The sequence below is a fragment of the Streptomyces chromofuscus genome, assembly GCF_015160875.1.
In the GTDB taxonomy this organism is placed as follows: domain Bacteria; phylum Actinomycetota; class Actinomycetes; order Streptomycetales; family Streptomycetaceae; genus Streptomyces; species Streptomyces chromofuscus.
The window spans coordinates 6499614-6519147 of record NZ_CP063374.1 but is presented as its reverse complement, the minus strand read 5'-3'; the positions used below and the strand labels follow the sequence as shown (position 1 = coordinate 6519147).

14 protein-coding genes and 1 pseudogene are annotated in these 19534 nt (G+C 73.7%); 7 read left to right on the top strand and 8 right to left on the bottom strand.

What is annotated here, in order from left to right:
• Window positions 1-2 precede the first annotated feature (2 nt).
• The 4 genes from IPT68_RS29245 to IPT68_RS29230 all read left to right on the top strand — a co-directional run bounded on the left by IPT68_RS29245 (window position 3) and on the right by IPT68_RS29230 (window position 4817).
• Window positions 3-1400 carry an NDP-hexose 2,3-dehydratase family protein gene (locus IPT68_RS29245; protein WP_189701447.1) on the top strand — a complete coding sequence of 466 codons (1398 nt, stop codon included), beginning with the start codon at window positions 3-5 and terminating at the stop codon, window positions 1398-1400.
• Window positions 1397-2392: a Gfo/Idh/MocA family protein gene (locus IPT68_RS29240; protein ID WP_228040001.1), complete on the top strand. Its 996-nt coding sequence runs from the start codon at window positions 1397-1399 to the stop codon at window positions 2390-2392. Before IPT68_RS29245 ends, IPT68_RS29240 begins: the two co-directional genes overlap by 4 nt.
• Before the next feature lie 68 nt (window positions 2393-2460).
• Complete coding sequence (locus IPT68_RS29235; protein ID WP_189701446.1) at window positions 2461-3642, top strand: macrolide family glycosyltransferase; 1182 nt, start codon at window positions 2461-2463, stop codon at window positions 3640-3642.
• A gap of 101 nt (window positions 3643-3743) precedes the next feature.
• Window positions 3744-4817 carry an alpha/beta fold hydrolase gene (locus tag IPT68_RS29230; RefSeq protein WP_189701445.1) on the top strand — a complete coding sequence of 358 codons (1074 nt, stop codon included), beginning with the start codon at window positions 3744-3746 and terminating at the stop codon, window positions 4815-4817.
• 322 nt (window positions 4818-5139) lie between these two features.
• On the opposite strand, the gene IPT68_RS29225 is transcribed toward IPT68_RS29230, so the two are convergent.
• Window positions 5140-7284, bottom strand: a complete 2145-nt coding sequence (locus tag IPT68_RS29225; protein ID WP_228040629.1) for a SpoIIE family protein phosphatase — start codon at window positions 7282-7284, stop codon at window positions 5140-5142.
• Between the two features lie 948 nt (window positions 7285-8232).
• On the opposite strand from IPT68_RS29225, the gene IPT68_RS29220 reads away from it, so the two are divergent.
• On the top strand, window positions 8233-10299 hold the full coding sequence (locus IPT68_RS29220) for a SpoIIE family protein phosphatase (protein WP_189701444.1): 2067 nt from the start codon (window positions 8233-8235) through the stop codon (window positions 10297-10299).
• Window positions 10300-10346: 47 nt separating this feature from the next.
• Window positions 10347-11285: a polysaccharide pyruvyl transferase family protein gene (locus IPT68_RS29215; protein ID WP_189701443.1), complete on the top strand. Its 939-nt coding sequence runs from the start codon at window positions 10347-10349 to the stop codon at window positions 11283-11285.
• Window positions 11286-11414: 129 nt separating this feature from the next.
• On the opposite strand, the gene IPT68_RS29210 is transcribed toward IPT68_RS29215, so the two are convergent.
• Together IPT68_RS29210 and IPT68_RS29205 are read right to left on the bottom strand one after the other, a co-directional pair.
• Window positions 11415-11951 carry a D-glycero-alpha-D-manno-heptose-1,7-bisphosphate 7-phosphatase gene (locus tag IPT68_RS29210; protein WP_189701442.1) on the bottom strand — a complete coding sequence of 179 codons (537 nt, stop codon included), beginning with the start codon at window positions 11949-11951 and terminating at the stop codon, window positions 11415-11417.
• Entirely contained in the window at window positions 11948-12949 is a 1002-nt protein-coding gene (locus IPT68_RS29205) for a glycosyltransferase family 2 protein (protein ID WP_189701441.1), read from the bottom strand. Before IPT68_RS29205 ends, IPT68_RS29210 begins: the two co-directional genes overlap by 4 nt.
• A gap of 93 nt (window positions 12950-13042) precedes the next feature.
• Here IPT68_RS29205 and IPT68_RS29200 point away from each other — a divergent pair, with 93 nt between their 5' ends.
• On the top strand, window positions 13043-13483 hold the full coding sequence (locus IPT68_RS29200; protein WP_189701440.1) for an SRPBCC family protein: 441 nt from the start codon (window positions 13043-13045) through the stop codon (window positions 13481-13483).
• A gap of 395 nt (window positions 13484-13878) precedes the next feature.
• On the opposite strand, the gene IPT68_RS29195 is transcribed toward IPT68_RS29200, so the two are convergent.
• From IPT68_RS29195 to IPT68_RS29175, 5 genes and pseudogenes are all read right to left on the bottom strand, one after another.
• Window positions 13879-15033, bottom strand: coding sequence for an XdhC family protein (locus tag IPT68_RS29195; protein ID WP_189701439.1), 1155 nt, complete (start codon window positions 15031-15033; stop codon window positions 13879-13881).
• Window positions 15034-15086: 53 nt separating this feature from the next.
• Window positions 15087-15542: pseudogene (locus IPT68_RS29190) on the bottom strand (solute carrier family 23 protein); the annotation flags it as partial.
• 9 nt (window positions 15543-15551) lie between these two features.
• A complete protein-coding gene (locus IPT68_RS29185; protein ID WP_189701438.1) occupies window positions 15552-17978 on the bottom strand; it encodes a xanthine dehydrogenase family protein molybdopterin-binding subunit in 2427 nt (808 codons plus the stop codon).
• A 1-nt stretch (window position 17979) separates the two neighbouring features.
• On the bottom strand, window positions 17980-18561 hold the full coding sequence (locus IPT68_RS29180) for a (2Fe-2S)-binding protein (RefSeq protein ID WP_189701437.1): 582 nt from the start codon (window positions 18559-18561) through the stop codon (window positions 17980-17982).
• The gene (locus IPT68_RS29175) at window positions 18561-19451 is read right to left on the bottom strand and encodes an FAD binding domain-containing protein (protein ID WP_189701436.1); all 891 of its coding nucleotides are present in this window, start codon (window positions 19449-19451) and stop codon (window positions 18561-18563) included. The genes IPT68_RS29180 and IPT68_RS29175 overlap by 1 nt, the downstream gene beginning before the upstream one ends.
• Between the last annotated feature and the right edge of the window lie 83 nt (window positions 19452-19534).

The window sequence follows — 19534 nt, the reverse complement described above, 5'->3', positions numbered from 1 at the left end:
CGATGCCGTCCCACATCCTGCAACGGCGCGAGAACGAGAGCACGGCGGCGCGCATCGCCCTGTCGGCCGCCACCACCCGAGGCGCGCACCTGCGCACCGAGGACTTCGGCGACTGGCTGGCCGAGCGCCGCAGGACCCATACCTTCCGGGTGGAGCGGATACCGTTCGCGGAGCTGGACGGCTGGTCGTTCCAGGCCTCCACCGGGAACCTGGTGCACCGCAGCGGCCGGTTCTTCACCGTCGAGGGCCTGCACGTCACGGAGGACGGGGAGCCGTACGGCGACGGTCCCCGCGCCGACTGGTACCAGCCCATCATCAAGCAGCCCGAGGTGGGCGTCCTCGGCATCCTCGTCAAGGAGTTCGACGGGGTGCTGCACTTCCTGATGCAGGCGAAGATGGAGCCGGGCAACCCGAACCTGCTCCAGCTCTCCCCCACGGTCCAGGCGACCCGCAGCAACTACACCAAGGCCCACCGGGGCGCGGACGTCAAGTACATCGAGTACTTCGTGGGGCCCGGCCGGGGCCGGATCGTCGCCGACGTGCTGCAGTCCGAGCACGGATCGTGGTTCTACCGCAAGTCCAACCGCAACATGGTCGTGGAGGCGGTCGGCGAGGTGCCGCTGCTCGACGACTTCTGCTGGCTCACCCTCGGCCAGATCAACGAGCTGCTGCACCGCGACCATGTGATCAACATGGACTCCCGGACGGTGCTGTCCTGCCTGCCCTTCGGGGACGCGTCGCACGGCGCGCTGCTGTCCGACACGGAGTTGCTGTCCTGGGTCACGGGGGAACGCACCCGGCACAGTGTGCGGGCCGAGCGCGTCCCGCTGGACTCCGTACCGGGGTGGAAGCGCGGCGAGAGCGCGATCGAGCACGAGGAGGGCCGCTACTTCAGGGTCGTGGCAGTGTCCGTACAGGCCGGGAACCGTGAGGTGACGGGTTGGACGCAGCCGCTGTTCGAGCCGGTCGGGCCCGGTGTCACCGCCTTCCTCACCCGCGACTTCGACGGTGTGCCGCACGTGCTGGTGCACGCCCGGGTCGAGGGCGGCTTCCTCGACACCGTCGAGCTCGGCCCGACCGTGCAGTACACGCCGGAGAACTACGCCCACCTGCCGGCGGAGGAACGCCCCCTGTTCCTGGACACGGTGCTGCGCGCCGGCCCGGACCGCATCCGCTACGCGGCCGTGCACTCCGAGGAGGGCGGTCGCTTCCTCAACGCCGACAGCCGCTGCCTCGTCGTCGAGGCGGACGCGGCGGACGCCCCGCTCCAGGCGCCGCCCGGCTACGCCTGGGTCACCCCCGCGCAGCTCACCTCTCTGGTCCGGCACGGCCACTACCTCAACGTCCAGGCCCGCACGATGCTCGCCTGCCTGAACGCCGCGGCGGTGGGGAACCGGTGACCGGCCCGCTGCGCGTGGGCGTGATCGGGTGCGCGGGCATCGCGGTACGCCGGATGCTCCCCGCCTTCGCGGCCTCACCCGACATCGAGATCGCGGCGGTGGCCAGCCGTGACCCGGACAAGGCGCGGCGGGTCGCGGAGCGCTTCGGCTGCCGGCCCGTCCACGGGTACGGCGAACTCCTCGAACGGGACGACGTGCAGGCGGTGTACGTGCCGCTGCCCGCGGCGCTGCACGCCGAGTGGACGCAGGCGGCGCTCGACACGGGCCGGCACGTCCTGGCCGAGAAGCCCGTGACCACCGACCACCTGCGCACCGCGGAACTGCTCGAACTCGCCGCGGCCCGGGACCTGGTGCTGATGGAGAACGTCATGTTCGTCCACCACCGCCTGCACGGGGCCGTGCGACGCCTGCTCGCCGACGGGGCGATCGGCGAACTGCGCTCCCTCGGCGCGGCGTTCACGATCCCTCCGCTCCCGGACGGCGACATCAGGTACGACCGGGAGCTCGGCGGCGGTGCCCTGGCGGACGTCGGGATCTACCCGCTCCGGGCCGCGCTGCACTTCCTGGGTCCCGGGCTCGGCCTCGTGGGCGCGCGCCTCACACGGGGCGGGGGGCGGCGGGTGGAGACCTCGGGCGCCGCCCTGCTGAGCACTCCGGACGGCGTCACCGCCCAGATCGCCTTCGGCATGGAGCACGCCTACCGCTCGTCGTACGAACTGTGGGGCAGCGAGGGCGGCATCACCGTGGACCGGGCGTTCACCCCGCCCGCCGACCACGTGCCCGTGATCGGCCTGCACCGCGACGGCAAGACCGAGGAGATCCGGCTCGCACCGCACGACCAGGTGGCGGCCACCGTCGCGGCCTTCGCCGCCGCGGTGCGCTCCGGCGTCCGCACGGACCCCGGCACCACCCTGCGGCAGGCGGAACTCCTCGACGAGATACACCGGTCCGCCTCGTACGGGGCGCCCGTCGCAACTGTCGGAACTGGCTGAACGCCCGCCGCACCGTCCCTCGGCGACGACCGGCCGAAGGACGGGGCGGCGCATCGGAGGAGAGATTCGTGCAACGCCACATCGCTTTCTTCAACTTTCCGGCCGTCGGCCACGTCAACCCGACGGTCGGCGTGGTCGAGGAACTGGTGCGACGGGGGCACCGGGTCACCTGCACGGTGACCGAGCACTTCGCCCCCATCGTCAAGGCCACCGGCGCCGAACCGGTCCGCTACGACTCGGCCTTCGGGGACTTCTACCGCGTCCCCCTCACCGCCGAGGAGGTCGCGGGCGAGGGCCTGCGCGTCCTGGACGAGGGCCTCGGACTCGCGGCACAGGTCACGCCGTTCTACGAGGAGAACCGCCCGGACGTCGTCGTCCACGACTTCATGGCGTGGGGGGCCCGCTTCTTCGCCGCCCCCAGGGACCTTCCGCTGATCCGGCTCTATCCGGTCCTCGCGGCGAACGAGCACTTCTCGATCCGGGAGAAGTTCCCGGTGGCCGAGCTGAACGACCCGCGGATGATCGAGGCGGTGCGGCGACTCGGCGGTTCGCTGCCCCGGTTCGGTCTGCCCGCGGACCCGATGGCGTTCCTGACGGAGATCGAGGAACTTGCCCTCGTCTTCCTGCCGCGCGAGTTCCAGTACGCCGGTGAGACCTTCGACGAGCGGTTCGTCTTCACCGGGCCCTGCATCGCCGAACGCCCCTACCAGGGCACCTGGCAGCCGGCCTCGGCCGACCGGCCCGTCGTGCTGATCTCGTTGGGGACCTCGGCCAGGGGCTGGCCCGAGTTCTTCACGATGGCCATCGAGGCCTTCGGCGACTCCGAGTGGGACGTGCTGATCACCGTCGGCGAGCACACCGACCCCGCCGGCCTCGGGCCGCTGCCCCCCAACGTCGACGTGCGCCGGTACGCGCCGCAGCTCGACGTGCTGCGCCACGCCCGTCTGTTCATCCATCACGGCGGCATGAACAGTGTCATGGAGTCGCTGTACAACGGCGTCCCCATGGTGACCGTGCCGCAGACGAACGAGCAGCGGGCGAACTCCCTGCGCGTGCAGGAACTGGGCCTAGGTCGTCTGCTGGCCCGCGAGGACGTCACGGTCCGCAGCCTGCGCGAGAGCGCGGACCAGGTGACGGGCGACGCCTCGCTGGCCGAGCGGGTGCGGGTCGCGCGGGACCGGATGCGGTCCGTCGACGGTCCGGCCGTGGCGGCCGACGCGATCGAGGCCCGCCTGGCCGGCCGGGTCTGAGCACCCTCAGCACCGCCGCGGCGACGTGTCGCGCGCGGCGGGCCCACCCGTTCCGCGCCGTCCCGACGGCGCCCGAACCGACCGGGGACGGTACCTCCACCATGGACCATCTGGAAGAGCTCAAGGAATTCGCCCGTCTGCACGCCGGGGGCCAGGGCATGACGGTCGAGCACGCCACGAGCGTGCTGGCCCGCATCACCGGCGACGCCCCCGGGGACCCGCACTCGTGGGCCGCGGTGTGGACCGCCGAGGGCCGGGCCGCCGCGGACCGCGGCGACCTCCTCGACGCCTGCCGGCACTACGCTCTCGCCCGCTTCCCCCACCACGGCGACGCCGAGCGCCGGACCGCCCAGCGGCTCTGTGTCGACACCTTCGACCAGTGGCGCCGGGGCCAGAATGGCATCGAGCGACTGGAGTTCGAGCACGCCGGCGGCACCGTGGCCTGCTGGGCCGCCGGACTCGACGCCTCGCGTCCGCTGCTGCTCGTCATGGGCGGCATCGTCAGCGTCAAGGAGCAGTGGGCTCCGCTGCTGCCGCTGCTGCGCAGGCTGGGCTTCGCCGCCGTCGTCACCGAACTGCCGGGGGTGGGCGAGAACACCGTCCCGTACGGCCCCGACTCCTGGCGCATGATCGGCACCCTGCTCGACCGGCTCGCCGGCCGCGCCCGGGTCGGCGACACCTCGATGCTCGCGCTCAGTTTCAGCGGCCACCTCGCGCTGCGGGCCGCCGCCGAGGACCCGCGCATCCGCCGGATCCTCACCGTCGGTGCGCCCGTCGCCGGCTTCTTCACCGACGAGGACTGGTGGCCTCGTGTGCCGGGCATCACGGCCGACACCCTGCGCCGGCTCACCGGCAGCGAGGACCTCGCCGCGCTGCGGACCCTGCTGCCCGCCTTCGCGCTCACCCCCCAGCAGCTCGGGCAGGTGCGCGTACCCGTCCGGTACGTCGCGAGCAGCCGCGACGAGATCATCCCGGCCACGGAGCAGGCGTTGCTGCTCCGCACGCTCCCCGACGTCCGCTTCCGCACCTTCGACGACGTGCACGGTTCGCCGGCCCACCTCGGCGCGATGCGGCGCTGGCTCATCTCCCAGCTGCTGTGGCTCCGCTTCGCACGCCCCGGCCCCCGCCCGGCGCCGCTCGCCGTCCTGGACGGGCGTCCCTCGGGACGGAGGTGAGCGCGGACCACACGGCCGCTGCTCCCGGAACGGACGGCGGAGGCGTCCTCCCGGGCCGCCGCGCGTCCGGCGCGCCCCGGACGCGGGCCGCGGACGGCGACCACCGTGCCGCGGAGCGCGCCGAGTCCGTCCGACCTCCCGGCCGCCCCGCCCCGGAGGACCGCGGCGGCGCCTGCCCACGGGTTCCGGACGCGCCGGCTCACTTCTTGCGGACTTCGCGGCGACCGCCGTCGGGGCCACGGCGTCGACCACCGTCCGGGCCCGCTCCTGAGGCACTCCGGACGCGCTGAGCCACGGCGACGGCGAGGACCGTGCGCGTCGGCTACTCCCCCGGGTGCCGCTCGCCGTCCCCCGCCGGCCGGTGCTGCAGCACGAGCAGGGCGGTGTCGTCGGTGCGCCGGCCGTCGGGGCCGGCCTGCCGCAGCAGGGCGTCGACCAGCGCGTCCAGGTCCCGGTCGTCGGCATCGGCGAGGTGCCGTGCCAGGCCGTCGATGGCCTCGTCGACGTCGACGCCCGGCCTTTCGATGAGGCCGTCGGTGTAGAAGGCGAGCGTCAGCCCCGGCGTGAGCGGCATCTCGGTCACGGGGAACACGGCGTCGGGGTCGATGCCGAGCAGCGGGCCGGGCGCCAGCTCGACGGGCCGGGTGTCGCCGTCGGGGAGGCGCCGCAACGGCGGCGGGTGGCCGGCGCCGGCCAGCGTGACCCGCCGGTGGGCGAAGTCGAGGTGGGCGTAGAGGCAGCTGGTGAACAGATCGGGGGCGAGATCGACCAGCAGCCGGTTGGTTCTGGCCAGGACCTGGTCGGGGCTGGTGCCGAGGGTCGCGTGGACGAGGACGCCGCTGCGCACCTGCCCCATCAGCGCGGCGGCGGCGACGTTGTGGCCCTGCACGTCCCCGATGACGGCCGCGGCGGCCGTGTCGCCGAGCCGGATCAGGTCGTAGAAGTCCCCGCCGATGTCCATGCCCCGGGTGGCGGGCAGATAGCGGGCGGCGACCCGCAGCTCGGCGATCGTGGGCAGGCTGCGCGGGAGCAGCGCCTGCTGGAGGCCGTGGGCGAGTTCGTGCTTGAGGTCGTAGAGGCGGGCGCGGTCGAGGGCCTGGGCGACGAGACCGGCGAGCGAGGTCATGACGGCGCGTTCCTCGGCCGGGAACGTGTGCGGTCGGTCGTAGGACAGGATGCAGATGCCCACGGGCCGGCCGGAGACGATCAGCGGCAGAAACGCCCAGGCCTGCTTGTCGCTCATCAGCGGGGCCTGGGGGTAGATGCGCCGCATCTCGTCCGGATCGCCGAAGAAGGCGGGGATGCCGCCGGCGATGGCCTGCCCGGCCGGGGTCAGACCGGTGTCGAGGGGCAGGCCGTCGAGCCGCTCGATGACGTCGGCTGCGTAGCCGCGGTAGCCGGTGATCCGCAGCCGGCCCGCGTCGGCGGCGGACAGCACCATGCCCTGGGCGCCGAAGGCGGGCATGATCTGGTCGGCGACCAGATCGATGACGTCCTGGACGCCGACGACCTCGGTCAGCCCCGCGGCCAGGTGCATGAGCTGGTACAACCGGCCCGCGCGGGCGAGTGCGGCGGGGCGCGCGGGGTTGCGGGGCGCCGGTGCGGGCGGGGGCTGCCCACCGCACGGGACGATCCGGACGCTGATGCCGCTGGCGTCCGGGTACAGGTGGATGTCCAGCCAGTGGTCCGGCGGGCGGCACGCGGTGAAGGCGACGGGCTCGCGGCTGATGACCGCGCCGCGGTAGCGGTCCTCGTAGACGGGGTCGTCGAGCCAGCGCAGGGACTGCCACGGCACCGTGCCCAGCAGCTGATCGGCGTCGCGGCCCAGCAGGTCGCAGGCTCCGCTGCTGACGAAGGTGAAGCGGCCCTCCAGGTCCAGGGCGCAGCTCCCGCCCGGCAGGCGCTCCACGAAGTCGGCGACGGCCATCGTCGGACTCACGGGCCGGCGGTCGGTGCCCGTCAGGACGACACGCGGCCCGTCGGCGGGCGAGGGCAGCCTGCCGTGTTCCGCGGCTTCCTCCAGCAGCCGGGCCAGACGCCGGCAACTGGCGGCGATGTTCCCCCGCTCCCGTGCGGTCATGTACGGCGGACGGGTGGCGGGCCACATCAGCATCAGTACGCCCCAGCGCTGGACGCCGGTGACCGGCGCGGCAACCAGGGCCAGCGGGTAGGGAACCACCATCGCGGTGCGCGGATAGGCGCGGGACATCTCCTCCTGGCTGCCCACCCACACCATGCGGTCCTCACGGACCGCGACGGCCACCGGCATCGGAGCGGCCAGCGGCACCCTCACCCACGGCGCCGCGAAGTCGGCCGGGACGCCGCTCAGCACGTCCAGGCAGAGCACCTGCTCGTCCGGTGCGAGCAGGTAGAGGGCACCGATGGACGCGCCGGTCCGGCGCACCGTGTCCGCGAACGCGGCGTCCCGTTCCTCCGCGTCGGTGGCCGCCCCGCCCGGGCCGCTCACCGGGTACCTCCCGCACCGCGGGGGAGCCCTCGGGACGGTCGCGGGCGACCGTGCGCCTCCCCGCGCGCGGCGTCCGCCCGCCGCACATACCCGACCTCGCCCATATGGGGACGTTACGCCCACGGCGAGCGGTCGGCTACGTAGTGCCGGACGACCGGCCGAGCGCCTCGGTCCGCGCCTCGACGGCCCGGATGACCGACACCACGTCCAGCCGTCCGTTGCCGAGGGCCACGCTCTCGCCGTACAGCTCGCCGTTCGGTCGAGCAGCGGGGCGGAGATCCCCGCCGCGCGCGCCGCGTTCGCGATGAGCCGGGTGTCGGCGAAGGCGTCGGACGTGGCCGCCTGCACCGAGAAGTCCCGCGCGACGAGCATGGGGCTCTGCACCCGGGTGAGGTCGCCGACCGGCGGGCCGGCGTCGACGACGGCGCGGAAGGTGTCGAGGCCGAGGCCGTAGCGATCGGCGACGTGCACGACCTCGGCCAGGCCGGCGAGCCTGGTGTCCAGGTACAGGTTGACCGCCGGCTCCATCACCATCCCGTGGCCGACCGGACCGCAGTACACCGTCTCCCGGCACAGGGGGTCGAGCAGCGGACGGATCTCGGCGACGGTGTCCGGATCGCCGCCGAGCATCGCGACCGGCTGCCCCGCCTCGGCGGGCTTCTTCGACCACGACACGGGCGCCCGGGTCCAGCCGATCACCACACCGGCGACGCCGCGTCGGTGGACGCGTCGAAGACATGGCGCCCCTCAGCGGGCGGCGGAGCTCCGGAACCGTGTCGGGCGGAGTCCACGAGGTCCCCATCCTCTGCACTGCCATGTTCCTGCTTGTCCGTCCGAGCGCACGGCGCGGGCCATGTCGACGGCCCCTCGGACTGGGCAAGGCACGGGGCCGGGGGCAGCATGGAAGAACACGCGTCGCTTCCGCCGGCCGGTGGAGGAGGATCAGGGATGACAGCCGAATCCTTCCAGTCCGACGAGGACGAGTACACGGCGGAGCAGCCGAGACCGATCGGCCTGCTGGACGTGCTGAGCGTGGCGGCGGTCGTGGTCGACGCGGACGGACGCATCCTGTTCTGGACCCCGCAGGCCCAGGAGCTCTTCGGGTACTCGGCGGAGGAGGCGCTCGGCACCTACGCGGCACGTCTGTTCGTCCATCCCGAGCACCTGCCGGCCGTGACGAAGCTGTTCGCGGAGGTGCTGGAGACCGGCCGGAGCTGGGCCGGCGCGTTCCCGATCCGGCACAAGGACGGCAGCAGCCGCCTGACGGAGTTCCGCAACATGCGGCTGCTGGACGATCTCGGTGACGTCTACGCCCTGGGTCTGGCCGCCGACCACAACCTGCTGCAGCGCGTCGAGACCGACCTCGCGCTGTGCGAACGGCTGATCAACCAGTCCCCCATCGGCCTGGCCCTCATGGACCCCGAGCTGCGGTATCTGCTGGTCAACCCGGCGCTGGAACGGCTCGACGGGGTCCCGGCCGAGGAGCACATCGGCCGTCACCTCAGGGAGACCCTGCACCTGCCGGACGTCGACACCATCGAGGCGTGCCTGCGTCAGGTGCTCACCACCGGCACCCCGCTGCTCGACCAGTACCACGTGGGCCGCCCGCCGACCGACCCCGAGCACGAGCACGCCTGGTCCCTGTCGTTCTACCGGCTGGAGGACCCCGGCGGGCGGGTCCTGGGCGCGGCCACCTCGGTCGTCGACGTCACCGAACGGCATCGCGCGGCCGCCGAGGCCGACCGGGCCCGTCGGCGCCTCGCCCTCATCGCCGACGCCTCCGCCCGGGTCGGCACCACGCTGGAGGTGGAGCAGACCGCGCTCGAACTGGCGGACATCGCCGCCTCCGAGCTGGCCGACGTGGTCGCCGTGGACGTGCTGGACTCGGCGCTGGCCTGTCGCCGCACCCGCGCCCCGCACCACGGGCCGGAGCTGTTCCGCGCCCTCGCGCTGAAGGCGGCCCACCCGACCGTGGCGGTGCGCGCCGCCGACTCACCCGGAGACCTCGCCGCCTACGAGGGCGACCGCCTGGTCACCCTGTGCGTGCACACCGGCCGGCCGGTCCTGGTACGGCATGTCGGCGACCGTGATCTGCCGCGCATCGCCCGCGACGACGAGGCCGTCGCGCTGCTGGCGCAGGCCGGGGTCCACTCGTATCTGGCCGTGCCGCTGATCGCGCACGGCGAGGTGCTGGGCGCCCTCGACCTCAAGCGCACCCGCAACCCGCTGCCGTTCGACCAGGACGACGTCGTGCTGGCCGGTGAGCTCGCCAGCCGCGCCGCCGTGGCCATCGACAACGCCCGCTGGTTCCAGAGCGTGCGCAACACCGCGCTCACCCTCCAGCGCAGCCTGCTGCCCGACCACGCGCCGCACCACACCGGTCTGGAGCTCGCCTCCCGCTACCAGCCCGCCCAGGCCACCAGCGAGGTCGGCGGCGACTGGTACGACGTGATCGGTCTGAGCGACGACAAGACCGCCCTGGTCGTCGGTGACGTCATGGGCAACGGCATCGACGCCGCCGCCACCATGGGCCGGCTGCGCACCGCGACCTGCGCCTACGCCGACCTCGACCTCGACCCCGGCGCCGTGCTGCAGCACCTCGACAAGATCACCTGCGATCTGGAGCACTACATCGTCACGTGCCTGTACGCCGTGTACGACCCCCGCACCGGTCAGTGCCGCATCGGCAACGCGGGTCACATGCCGCCCGCGCTGGCCCGCCCCGGCCGGCCCCCCGAGCTCCTCGACCTGCCCGCCGGGGCCCCGCTCGGCATCGGGGGCATCGGGTTCGAGCCCACCACCGTCGACCTGGCCCCCGGCGACCTGCTGGTCCTCTACACCGACGGCCTCGTCGAGACCCGCCACCACCCCATCGACGACCGTCTCAACGCACTCCTGACGTTCCTCGACGAACCCCGGCGGCCCCTGGAGGAGACCTGCGACCTCCTCCTGTACGGCCTGCGCCTCCCCGACGACCACGACGACGTCGCCCTCCTCGTCGCGCGCGCCCTGTAGGCCGCGCGGCGATTGACCGACGGGAGCTCAGGGCACCCGTGCGCACCATGGAACAACCGCAGCGGATCCTGCTCGTGGGCTGGTTCAGCTTCCGCGACGGCGAGGCCACCGCCGGGGACGTACTGGCCCTGCGGCGGGTGGAGGACGTCCTTCGGCGGGCCGGACTGGCGTACGACGTCGCCTGGAGCCCGGGCTTCAGGCCGGGGGCGCTGCATCTGGAGGGGGTGCGGGCCGAGGCGTACTCCCATCTGGTGTTCGTGTGCGGGCCGGTGCACGGGCCGCAGGTGGAGGAGCTGCACCGGCGGTTCGCGCACTGTGTGCGGATCGCGGTCGGCACCTCCGTCGTCGATCCGGCCGACCCGGCCGCCGCCGGCTTCCACGAGGTGCTGGCGCGGGACGCCCCGGGCGCCGAGCCGCGCGTGGACCTGTCGGCCCGCGCGCCCGCCGTCCCTGCCCGGCCGGTGGTGGGGGTGATCCTCACCCACGGGCAGCACGAGTACGGCGGCCGGCGGCGGCACGCGGAGGTCGCCGCGACCGTCACCCGCTGGCTGGCCGGGAAGGACTGCGCGCGGCTGGAGCTGGAGACCCGGCTCGACATCCACGACTGGCGGCTGAGCACCACCCCCGCCCAGCTGTCGTCCGTGCTCGACCGCCTCGACCTCGTCGTCACGGACCGGCTGCACGGGCTGGTCCTGGCGCTGCGGGCCGGGACGCCGGCGCTGGCCGTCGATCCGGTCACGGGCGGCGCGAAGGTGACGGCGCAGGCACGCGCGTGCGGCTGGCCCGCCCTGATCCCGGCCGAGCGGCTCGACGTCGAAGGGCTGGAGCGGTGGTGGGAGTGGTGCCTGACCGCCGGACGCGGGGCGGCCCGGCGGACCCGGGACCGCTTCCGCGAGGGCACCGGCGTACGGGACGGCGCGGAAGCGCTGACGGCCGCACTGGGGATCCCGGGGACGCGCCCGGCGACAGGTGAGCGGCGCAGGTGAGCCCCGGGCGGGAGGGCCGCCGGGCGGCGTACGAGCTCAAAGGCGGCGGAGGGACCGGACCGGAGACGATCCGTACTCGGGCCCGAGGCGAGCATCAGCCGACGTGCGAGAGCCCGGACCGCAGGCGGGTCACCTCCCCGTGCGGGGCACCGGCGTGTCCGGCACCAGGGACCGTACCGCCGTGATCAGGTCCGGTGCGGTGTCCCCGGCGGTCTGCCGCGGTCGTGTCCGGGCGGTCGGTACGAGGACGCCGTGCGCGCCCGCGCGGCGGGCCGCCTCCAGGTGGGCGTCGGTGTCGCCGACGACGGCCCACTCGGCGGGGGCCGTGCACAGCCGGCCGGCGGCCCACAGGAGCAGGCCCGGCTCGGGCGGGCGGCAGTGGCAGCCGTCGGCCGGCGCGTGCCGGCACACCGCGCGGATGTCGAACGGGCCGAGGAGTTCCTCGACGCGGGCGTCGACCCTGCGCACGTCGGCCTCCGTGACGTCGCCCCGTGCGACGCCGGGCTGCTGGGTGAGGAAGCCGGTGCGGACGCCGTGGGCGCGCAGCAGTGCGAGAGCCTCTTGGGCGCCCTCGACGGGGCGGACGCGGTCGGGGTCGGCGTTGTCGGGGACGTCCTCGACGAGGAGGCCGTCGCGGTCGAGAAGCACGGCGCGGATCCGCGTCACGGCGCCACCTCCCGCCACGCGGGCGCGCCCCGGTACCGCCACAGTCCGCTCAGCCAGTGCCAGCCGGCCGTCGGGGGGATCAGCGCGCTGGTCGCCAGCAAGGTGGTCACCTCGTCGCGGGTGCGCGGCCCGGGCGCGATGCGCGCCCAGGCGAACTCGGCGGTGCCCGCCGCCCAGCCCAGCGCGGCGACAGCGGCGGCCGTACGGTGCCCGGCGCCCGCGAGGACGCACGCCCCCGCGCCCGCCGCCGTCACGGCGAGGTGGCCGCGGATCCGGCCGCGTCGCGCGAGCGCCTTGTACCACCAGCCGGCGCCGTGCAGCCGCAGCATGAGCGCGTCGTCGGCGTGCCCGCGCTGGGCGGCGAGCGACGCCCAGCGGCCCGCCGGGTGCACCGGGTGCCGGGTGGTGCGCCGCCCCTGCCGGATGCCCCACCCGGCGTCGAGCAGCCGCAGGGCCAGGTCGACGTCCTCCCGGTGGGCGCGCAGGAAGCGCTCGTCGAAGCCGCGGGCCTGCTTGAGGGCGTCGGTGCGGTAGGCCATGTCGGCGGTGCCCCAGCGGGCGCGCGCACGAGCCACCGATTCGCGTTCCCAGTCGGTGGGGCGGCGTCCGCCGGGCAGCGGTACGGCGATCACGCCCTGCACGCCCGCCGTGTCGGGACCCGCGGCGGCCAGGTCCTGGGTGAGCTGTTCGCACCAGTGCGGGCCGACCTGCACGTCGTCGTCGAGGAAGGCGACCCACGGCGAGGCGATCGCGCGCAGTCCGGTGTTGCGGGCGGCGGCCGGGCCGCGTCCGCCGCCGTGCAGCACGGTCGTGCGGTCGCGCAGGTCGCCGAGGACGCTCAGGGGGTGCTCCAGCGGGCCCGGATCCGGGACGGGCCGGTCGTCGACGAGGACGATCTCGCGCGGCCGGGGGCCGGTCGCGGCGGCCAGCGCGGCGAGACAGTCGGCCAGCGTGTCACGGACGAGCGTGGGGATCACCACGGCGTAGGCGGTGGTCATGTGTGGCCGGGTGCCAGAGTGGGGCCGCCTCAAACACTCCGGGCCCCGTGAAGCCTGCCGGACGGCGCGGCGGGGCCTGCCTAAGATCCTCCCGTGGCCACCTTCCTGCTCGAACGCACGGCTCCGCTGTCCCCGTCCGAGGCCTGGCGCCGGCTGACGGACTGGCCCCGCCACGGCGACGCCGTCCCGCTGACCCGTGTCACCGTGCTCACCCCGGCGCCGACCCACGAGGGCACGGTGTTCGTGGCCCGGTCGGGCCTCGGGCCGCTCGCCGTCGACGACCGGATGGAGGTCACCGTCTGGCAGCCGCCGACCGACGACGCCCCCGGCCGGTGCCGCCTGGAGAAACGCGGCCGGGTGGTGCTCGGCTGGGCGGAGATCGAGGTCGGCCCCGGCCCCGGCGGGCGCGCCCGGGTGAGCTGGCGCGAGGAGATCCGCGTACGCCTGCTGCCGCCCTTCCTCGACGGCCCGCTGGAGCGCGCGTCCCGCCTGGTGTTCGGCCGGGCGGCCAACCGTCTGCTCCGGGGGCGGTGACCGGCGCTCACAGCGGCCCCCGCGCCGGCCGAACAGCGCTTCAGGCCCGCCGTGGAGTGCGGTGCGCACGCACGCACACGGACACAGACTGCGCACCCCCAAGGCCGAACGCGCCCGCCGCTGGTTCGTGAACCGGGCGCTGCCACGGCGAACTGCCCTGTGCACAGCCCGGTCGTGCCCGTCGAGTACGACGCCCGGTCGCCGCTTGCCCAGGGCAACAAGGACGGCGGCGGCATGGGCGGCGTGAACGGCACGCCCACCCAGCAGCACATCCCCACGGTCATCCGCACCCCCAACGGCGGCGACCACGGCGTGGACCTGCTCGAACTGGACCTGGAGAACGACCACTGGACCTGCCCGGCACCGGCCTGCCCGTCCGCCGGGCGGGTCGCGGGTCAGGCCACCGAACCGATCCGTCCCGTCGGCGCCGACGGCGTGTCGTGGTGGATCGGGGTGTGCGCGCCGGTCAGCGACACGCCGCTGCCGCCGCGCCGGCCCGCGACGATCTCGGCGGCGATGGACAGGGCCGTCTCCTCCGGGGTGCGGGCGCCCAGGTCCAGGCCGATGGGCGAGCGCAGGCGGGCCAGCTCCAGGTCGGTGACCCCGACCTCGCGCAGCCGCCGGTCGCGGTCGAGGTGGGTGCGGCGCGAGCCCATGGCGCCGACGTACGCCACCGGCAGCCGCAGTGCCCGCTGCAGCAGGGGCACGTCGAACTTGGCGTCGTGGGTCAGCACGCACAGGACCGTGCGGGCGTCGACGGCGGTGCGCTCCAGGTACTCGTGGGGCCACTCGACGACGATCTCGTCGGCCTCGGGGAAGCGGACTCGCGTCGCGAAGACGGGGCGGGCGTCGCACACCGTGACGTGGTAGCCGAGGAACTTGCCGACGCGGACCAGCGCCGAGGCGAAGTCGATCGCGCCGAAGACGATCATGCGGGGGGCCGGCACGGACGACTCGACCAGCACGGTGAGCGGTGCTCCGCACCGAGAGCCCTGCTCTCCGATCTCCAGGGTGCCGGTGCGTCCGGCGTCCAGGTAGGCGCGCGCCTCGGCCGCGACCGTGCGGTCCAGCTCTGGATGGGCGCCGAAGCCGCCGTCGTAGGACCCGTCGGGGCGGACCAGCAGCGCGCGGCGGCCCGTCGACTCGGCCGGGCCGGTGACGATGCGGGCCACCGCGGCGGGCTCGCGCCGGGACGCGGCGGCGACCGCGGAGGCCACCACCGGCCGGACGGGATCGCCCGCCCGGACCGGGGTGACCAGGATGTCGATGACGCCGCCGCAGGTCAGGCCGACCGCGAAGGCGTCGTCGTCGCTGTATCCGAAGCGCTCCAGGACCGGCTGCCCGTCCCGCAACGCCTGGTGGCACAGCTCGTAGACGGCGCCCTCCACACAGCCGCCGGAGACCGAGCCGATCGCCGTGCCGTCGGTGTCCACCGCGAGGGCGGCGCCGGGTTGGCGTGGGGCGCTGCCGCCGACGGCCACCACGGTGGCCACGGCGAAGTCGCGTCCCTGCTCGACCCACCGGTGCAGCTCGTCGGCGATGTCCAGCATGTCTCGGTCTCCTTCACGGCGATTCACAGCGGTGGTGTGCGGGGGCGGGGCGCCTAGTGGACGCCCATCCAGCTCTCGATGGGGTTGAGGGCGAAGAACACGACGAAGATCACCGTCAGCGCCCACATGAAGGCGCCGACCTCTCGGGTTTTGCCCTGAGCGATCCTCATGGCTACGTAGGAGATGACGCCCGCGGCGACCCCCGCGGTGATCGAGTACGTGAACGGCATGATCACGACGGTCAGGAAGACCGGGACCGCGGTGGCACGGTCGGACCAGTCGACGTGCCGGGCGTTCGTCATCATCATGGCGCCGATCACCACCAGGGCGGCGGCCGCGACCTCGCCCGGCACGATCGCGGTCAGCGGCGTGAAGAACAGGCAGGCCGCGAAGAACAGACCGGTGACCACGGACGACAGGCCGGTGCGGGCGCCTTCGCCGACGCCGGTCGCCGACTCCACGAACACGGTCTGGCCGGAGGCGCCCGAGACGCCGCCGATCGCGCCGCCCGGAGAGCTTCACGCGGTGCCGGTGAGGTGCTCGGGGCGGACCGGCGTCCTGTTCAGCTCCAGGCCGGTCGCGTCGCGGATCGCCGCGAGGACCGCCGGAGTCGAGGACAGGGTGGGGGCCTCGCCGATGCCGCGCAGCCCGTACGGGGCGTGCTCGTCGGCGAGTTCGAGCACGTCGACCGGGATGGTCGGCGTGTCGAGGATGGTCGGGATCAGGTAGTCCGTGAAGGAGGGGTTCTGCACCTTCGCGGTCTTCGGGTCGACGACGATCTCCTCCATGACCGCCACACCGAGACCCTGGGTCGTACCGCCCTGGATCTGGCCGATGACGGACAGCGGGTTCAGTGCCTTGCCGACGTCCTGGGCGCAGGCCAGCTCGATCACCTTGACCAGGCCGAGCTCGGTGTCGACCTCGACGACGGCGCGGTGCGCGGCGAAGGAGTACTGGACGTGGCCGTTGCCCTGACCGGTGCGCAGGTCGAAGGGCTCGGTCGGCCGGTGCCGCCACTCCTCCTCGACCTCGACGGACTCGCCCTCCAGGACGTCCACCAGGTCGGCCAGCACCTCGCCGCCGTCGGTGACGACCCTGCCGCCCTCCAGCAGCAGCTCGGCGGTGGCCCACGCGGGGTGGTAGGAGCCGAACTTGCGGCGCCCGAGGTCGAGGACCTTCTCACGGACCAGCTCGCAGGCGTTCTTGACGGCGCCGCCAGTGACGTACGTCTGCCGCGAGGCGGACGTCGAACCGGCGCTGCCCACCTGGGTGTCGGCCGGGTGGATGGTCACCTGGGCGACGCCGAGCTCGGTGCGGACGATCTGCGCGTGGACGGTGACTCCGCCCTGGCCGACCTCCGCCATGGCCGTGTGCACGGTGGCGACGGGCTCGCCGCCGACGACCTCCACGCGCACCTTGGCGGTGGAGTAGTCGTCGAAGCCCTCGGAGAAGCCGACGTTCTTGATGCCGACCGCGTAGCCCACACCGCGCACGACGCCCTCGCCGTGCGTGGTGTTGGACAGGCCGCCGGGCAGCTGCCGTACGTCGGCGCCCTCGCTGGACTCCCACTGGCGCTCCGGCGGCATCGGCATCGCCTTGACGCGGCGCAGCAGTTCGGCGACCGGGGCCGGCGAGTCGACGGGCTGGCCGGTCGGCATGACGGTGCCCTGTTCCATGGCGTTGAGCTGCCGGAACTCCACCGGGTCCAGGCCGAGCCTCTTGGCGAGCTTGTCCATCTGTGCCTCGTAGGCGAAGCACGCCTGGACCGCGCCGAAGCCGCGCATGGCGCCACAGGGCGGGTTGTTGGTGTAGAGGGCGATGGCCTCGATGTCGACGTCGTCGATGACGTACGGGCCGACGCTCAGCGAGGAGGCGTTGCCGACGACCGCCGGGGAGGCGGAGGCGTAGGCGCCGCCGTCCAGGACGATCCGGCACTTCATGTGCGTGAGCTTGCCGTCCTTGGTGGCGCCGTGTTCGTAGTACAGCTTGGCCGGGTGGCGGTGGACGTGCCCGAAGAAGGACTCGAACCGGTTGTAGACGATCTTGACGGGCTTGCCGGTGCGCAGCGCCAGCAGACAGGCGTGGATCTGCATCGACAGGTCCTCGCGGCCGCCGAACGCGCCGCCGACGCCGGCCAGCGTCATGCGCACCTTGTCCTCGGGCAGGCCGAGCACGGGCGCGATCTGGCGCCGGTCGGAGTGGAGCCACTGGGTGGCGATGTAGAGGTGGACGCCGCCGTCCTCCTCCGGCACCGCGAGACCGGACTCCGGGCCGAGGAAGGCCTGGTCCTGCATGCCGAAGGTGTACTCGCCCTCGACGATCACGTCGGCGCGCCTGCGGGCCTCCTCCACGTTGCCGCGGACGATCGGCTGGCGGTGCACGATGTTCGGGTGCGGGACGTGACCGGCGATGGGGGTCCCCCCTGGACCGGAGCTCGTCGCAGGCCCTTGGGGGAGGTCGTCGCGGCCCTCGTGGACGAGGATCGCGTCCGGCGCCGTCGCCGAGGCCTCGTCGGTGATCACCGGCAGTTCGCGGTAGTCGACCTTGATCTTGGCGGCGGCGCGGCGGGCCGTCTCCGGGTGGTCGGCGGCGACGACCGCCACCGGCTCGCCGTGGTGGCGCACCTTGCCGTGCGCGAGGACCGGGGTGTCCTGGATCTCCAGGCCGTAGTGCTTCACCTCGGTCGGCAGGTCGTCGTACGTCAGCACCGCGTACACACCCGGCGTCGCGAGCGCCTCGGAGGTGTCGATCGAGACGATCTCGGCGTGCGCGACGGTGGAGCGCAGGATCTGGCCCCACAGCATGTCCTCGTGCCACATGTCGGACGAGTACGCGAACTCGCCGGTGACCTTCAGGGTGCCGTCCGGACGGAGCGTGGACTCGCCGATGCCGCCCTTGGTCTGCGACCCCTGCGTGATCTTCGTAGGTGCGCCGTTGGCAGGCATGTCAGACCCCCTCGGACTGGCGGGCGGCCGCCAGGCGGACCGCGTCCATGATCTTCTCGTAGCCGGTGCAGCGGCACAGGTTGCCCGACAGGGCCTCGCGGATGTCCGCGTCGCTCGGGTTCGGGTTCTTCTCGAGCATCTCGTCGGCGGCGACCAGCAGACCCGGCGTGCAGAAGCCGCACTGGACGGCACCGGCGTCGATGAACGCCTGCTGGACCGGGGAGAGCTCGCTGCCCTCGCCGGTCTGCGAGTCCTGCCCCTTCGCGGCCCAGCCCCGGGCGTCCTGCAGGGAGGTCCCGCGGGCGCCGGACGCGCAGCCGCCCTCGGAGCGCTGCCTGGCGAAGTCGGCGAGCCCTTCGACGGTGACGACCTCGCGGCCCTCGACCTGCCCGGCGGCGACCAGGCACGAGCACACCGGCACGCCGTCCAGCCGCACGGTGCAGGAACCGCACTCGCCCTGCTCACAGGCGTTCTTGGACCCCGGCAGACCGAGCCGCTCGCGCAGCACGTACAGCAGGGACTCGCCCTCCCAGACGTCGTCGGCTTCCTGCGGACGACCGTTGACGGTGAAGTTGACGCGCATCACGCAGCTCCCTCGGTGGTGCGGCGGCCGCCGCGGTAGGACTCCCAGGTCCAGGTCAGCGTCCGACGGGCCATGACGCCGACCGCGTGCCGGCGGTAGCTCGCCGTGCCCCGGACGTCGTCGATCGGGTTGCAGGCGGCCGAGCACAGGTCCGCGAACTGCTTGGCGACCGACGGGGTGATGATCTTTCCGTTGTCCCAGAAGCCGCCCTCTTCGAGCGCGGCGTTCAGGAACTCCTCCGCGACCTTCGCCCGGACGGGGGTGGGGGCGGCCGAGCCGATGCCGGTGCGGACCGTACGGCTGTCGGGGTGCAGCGCGAGCCCGAAGGCGCACACGGCGATGACCATGGCGTTGCGGGTGCCCACCTTGGAGTACTGCTGAGGGCCGTCCGCCTTCTGGATGTGCACGGCGCGGATCAGCTCGTCGGGCGCCAGCGCGTTGCGCTTCACGCCGGTGTAGAACGCGTCGATCGGGATGCGCCGGGAGCCCCGTACGGACTCCACCTCGACCTCGGCGCCGGCGGCGAGCAGGGCGGGGTGGGCGTCACCGGCCGGGGAGGCGGTGCCGAGGTTGCCGCCGACGCCGCCGCGGTTGCGGATCTGCGGGGAGGCGACGGTGTGCGAGGCGAGGGCCAGGCCCGGCAGCTCGGCGCGCAGGTGCTCCATGATCCGGGCGTACGGGACGGAGGCGCCGAGCCGCACGGAGTCCTCGCCGACCTCCCACTCGGAGAGTTCGCCGATGCGGTTGAGGTCCATGAGGTACTTGGGCCTGCGATGGTCGAAGTTGATCTCGACCATCACATCGGTGCCACCCGCAATCGGCACAGCGGTGGGGTGCTCGGCCTTCGCGGCGAGCGCCTCCTCCCAGCTGGCGGGGCGAAGGAAGTCCATGACCGGCTCTCTTCTTCGAATCGTGGGTCGTACAGATGTGAGCCAATCCGTGTGCGGCGGGTCCGGCTCGTTCATGTGCCGTT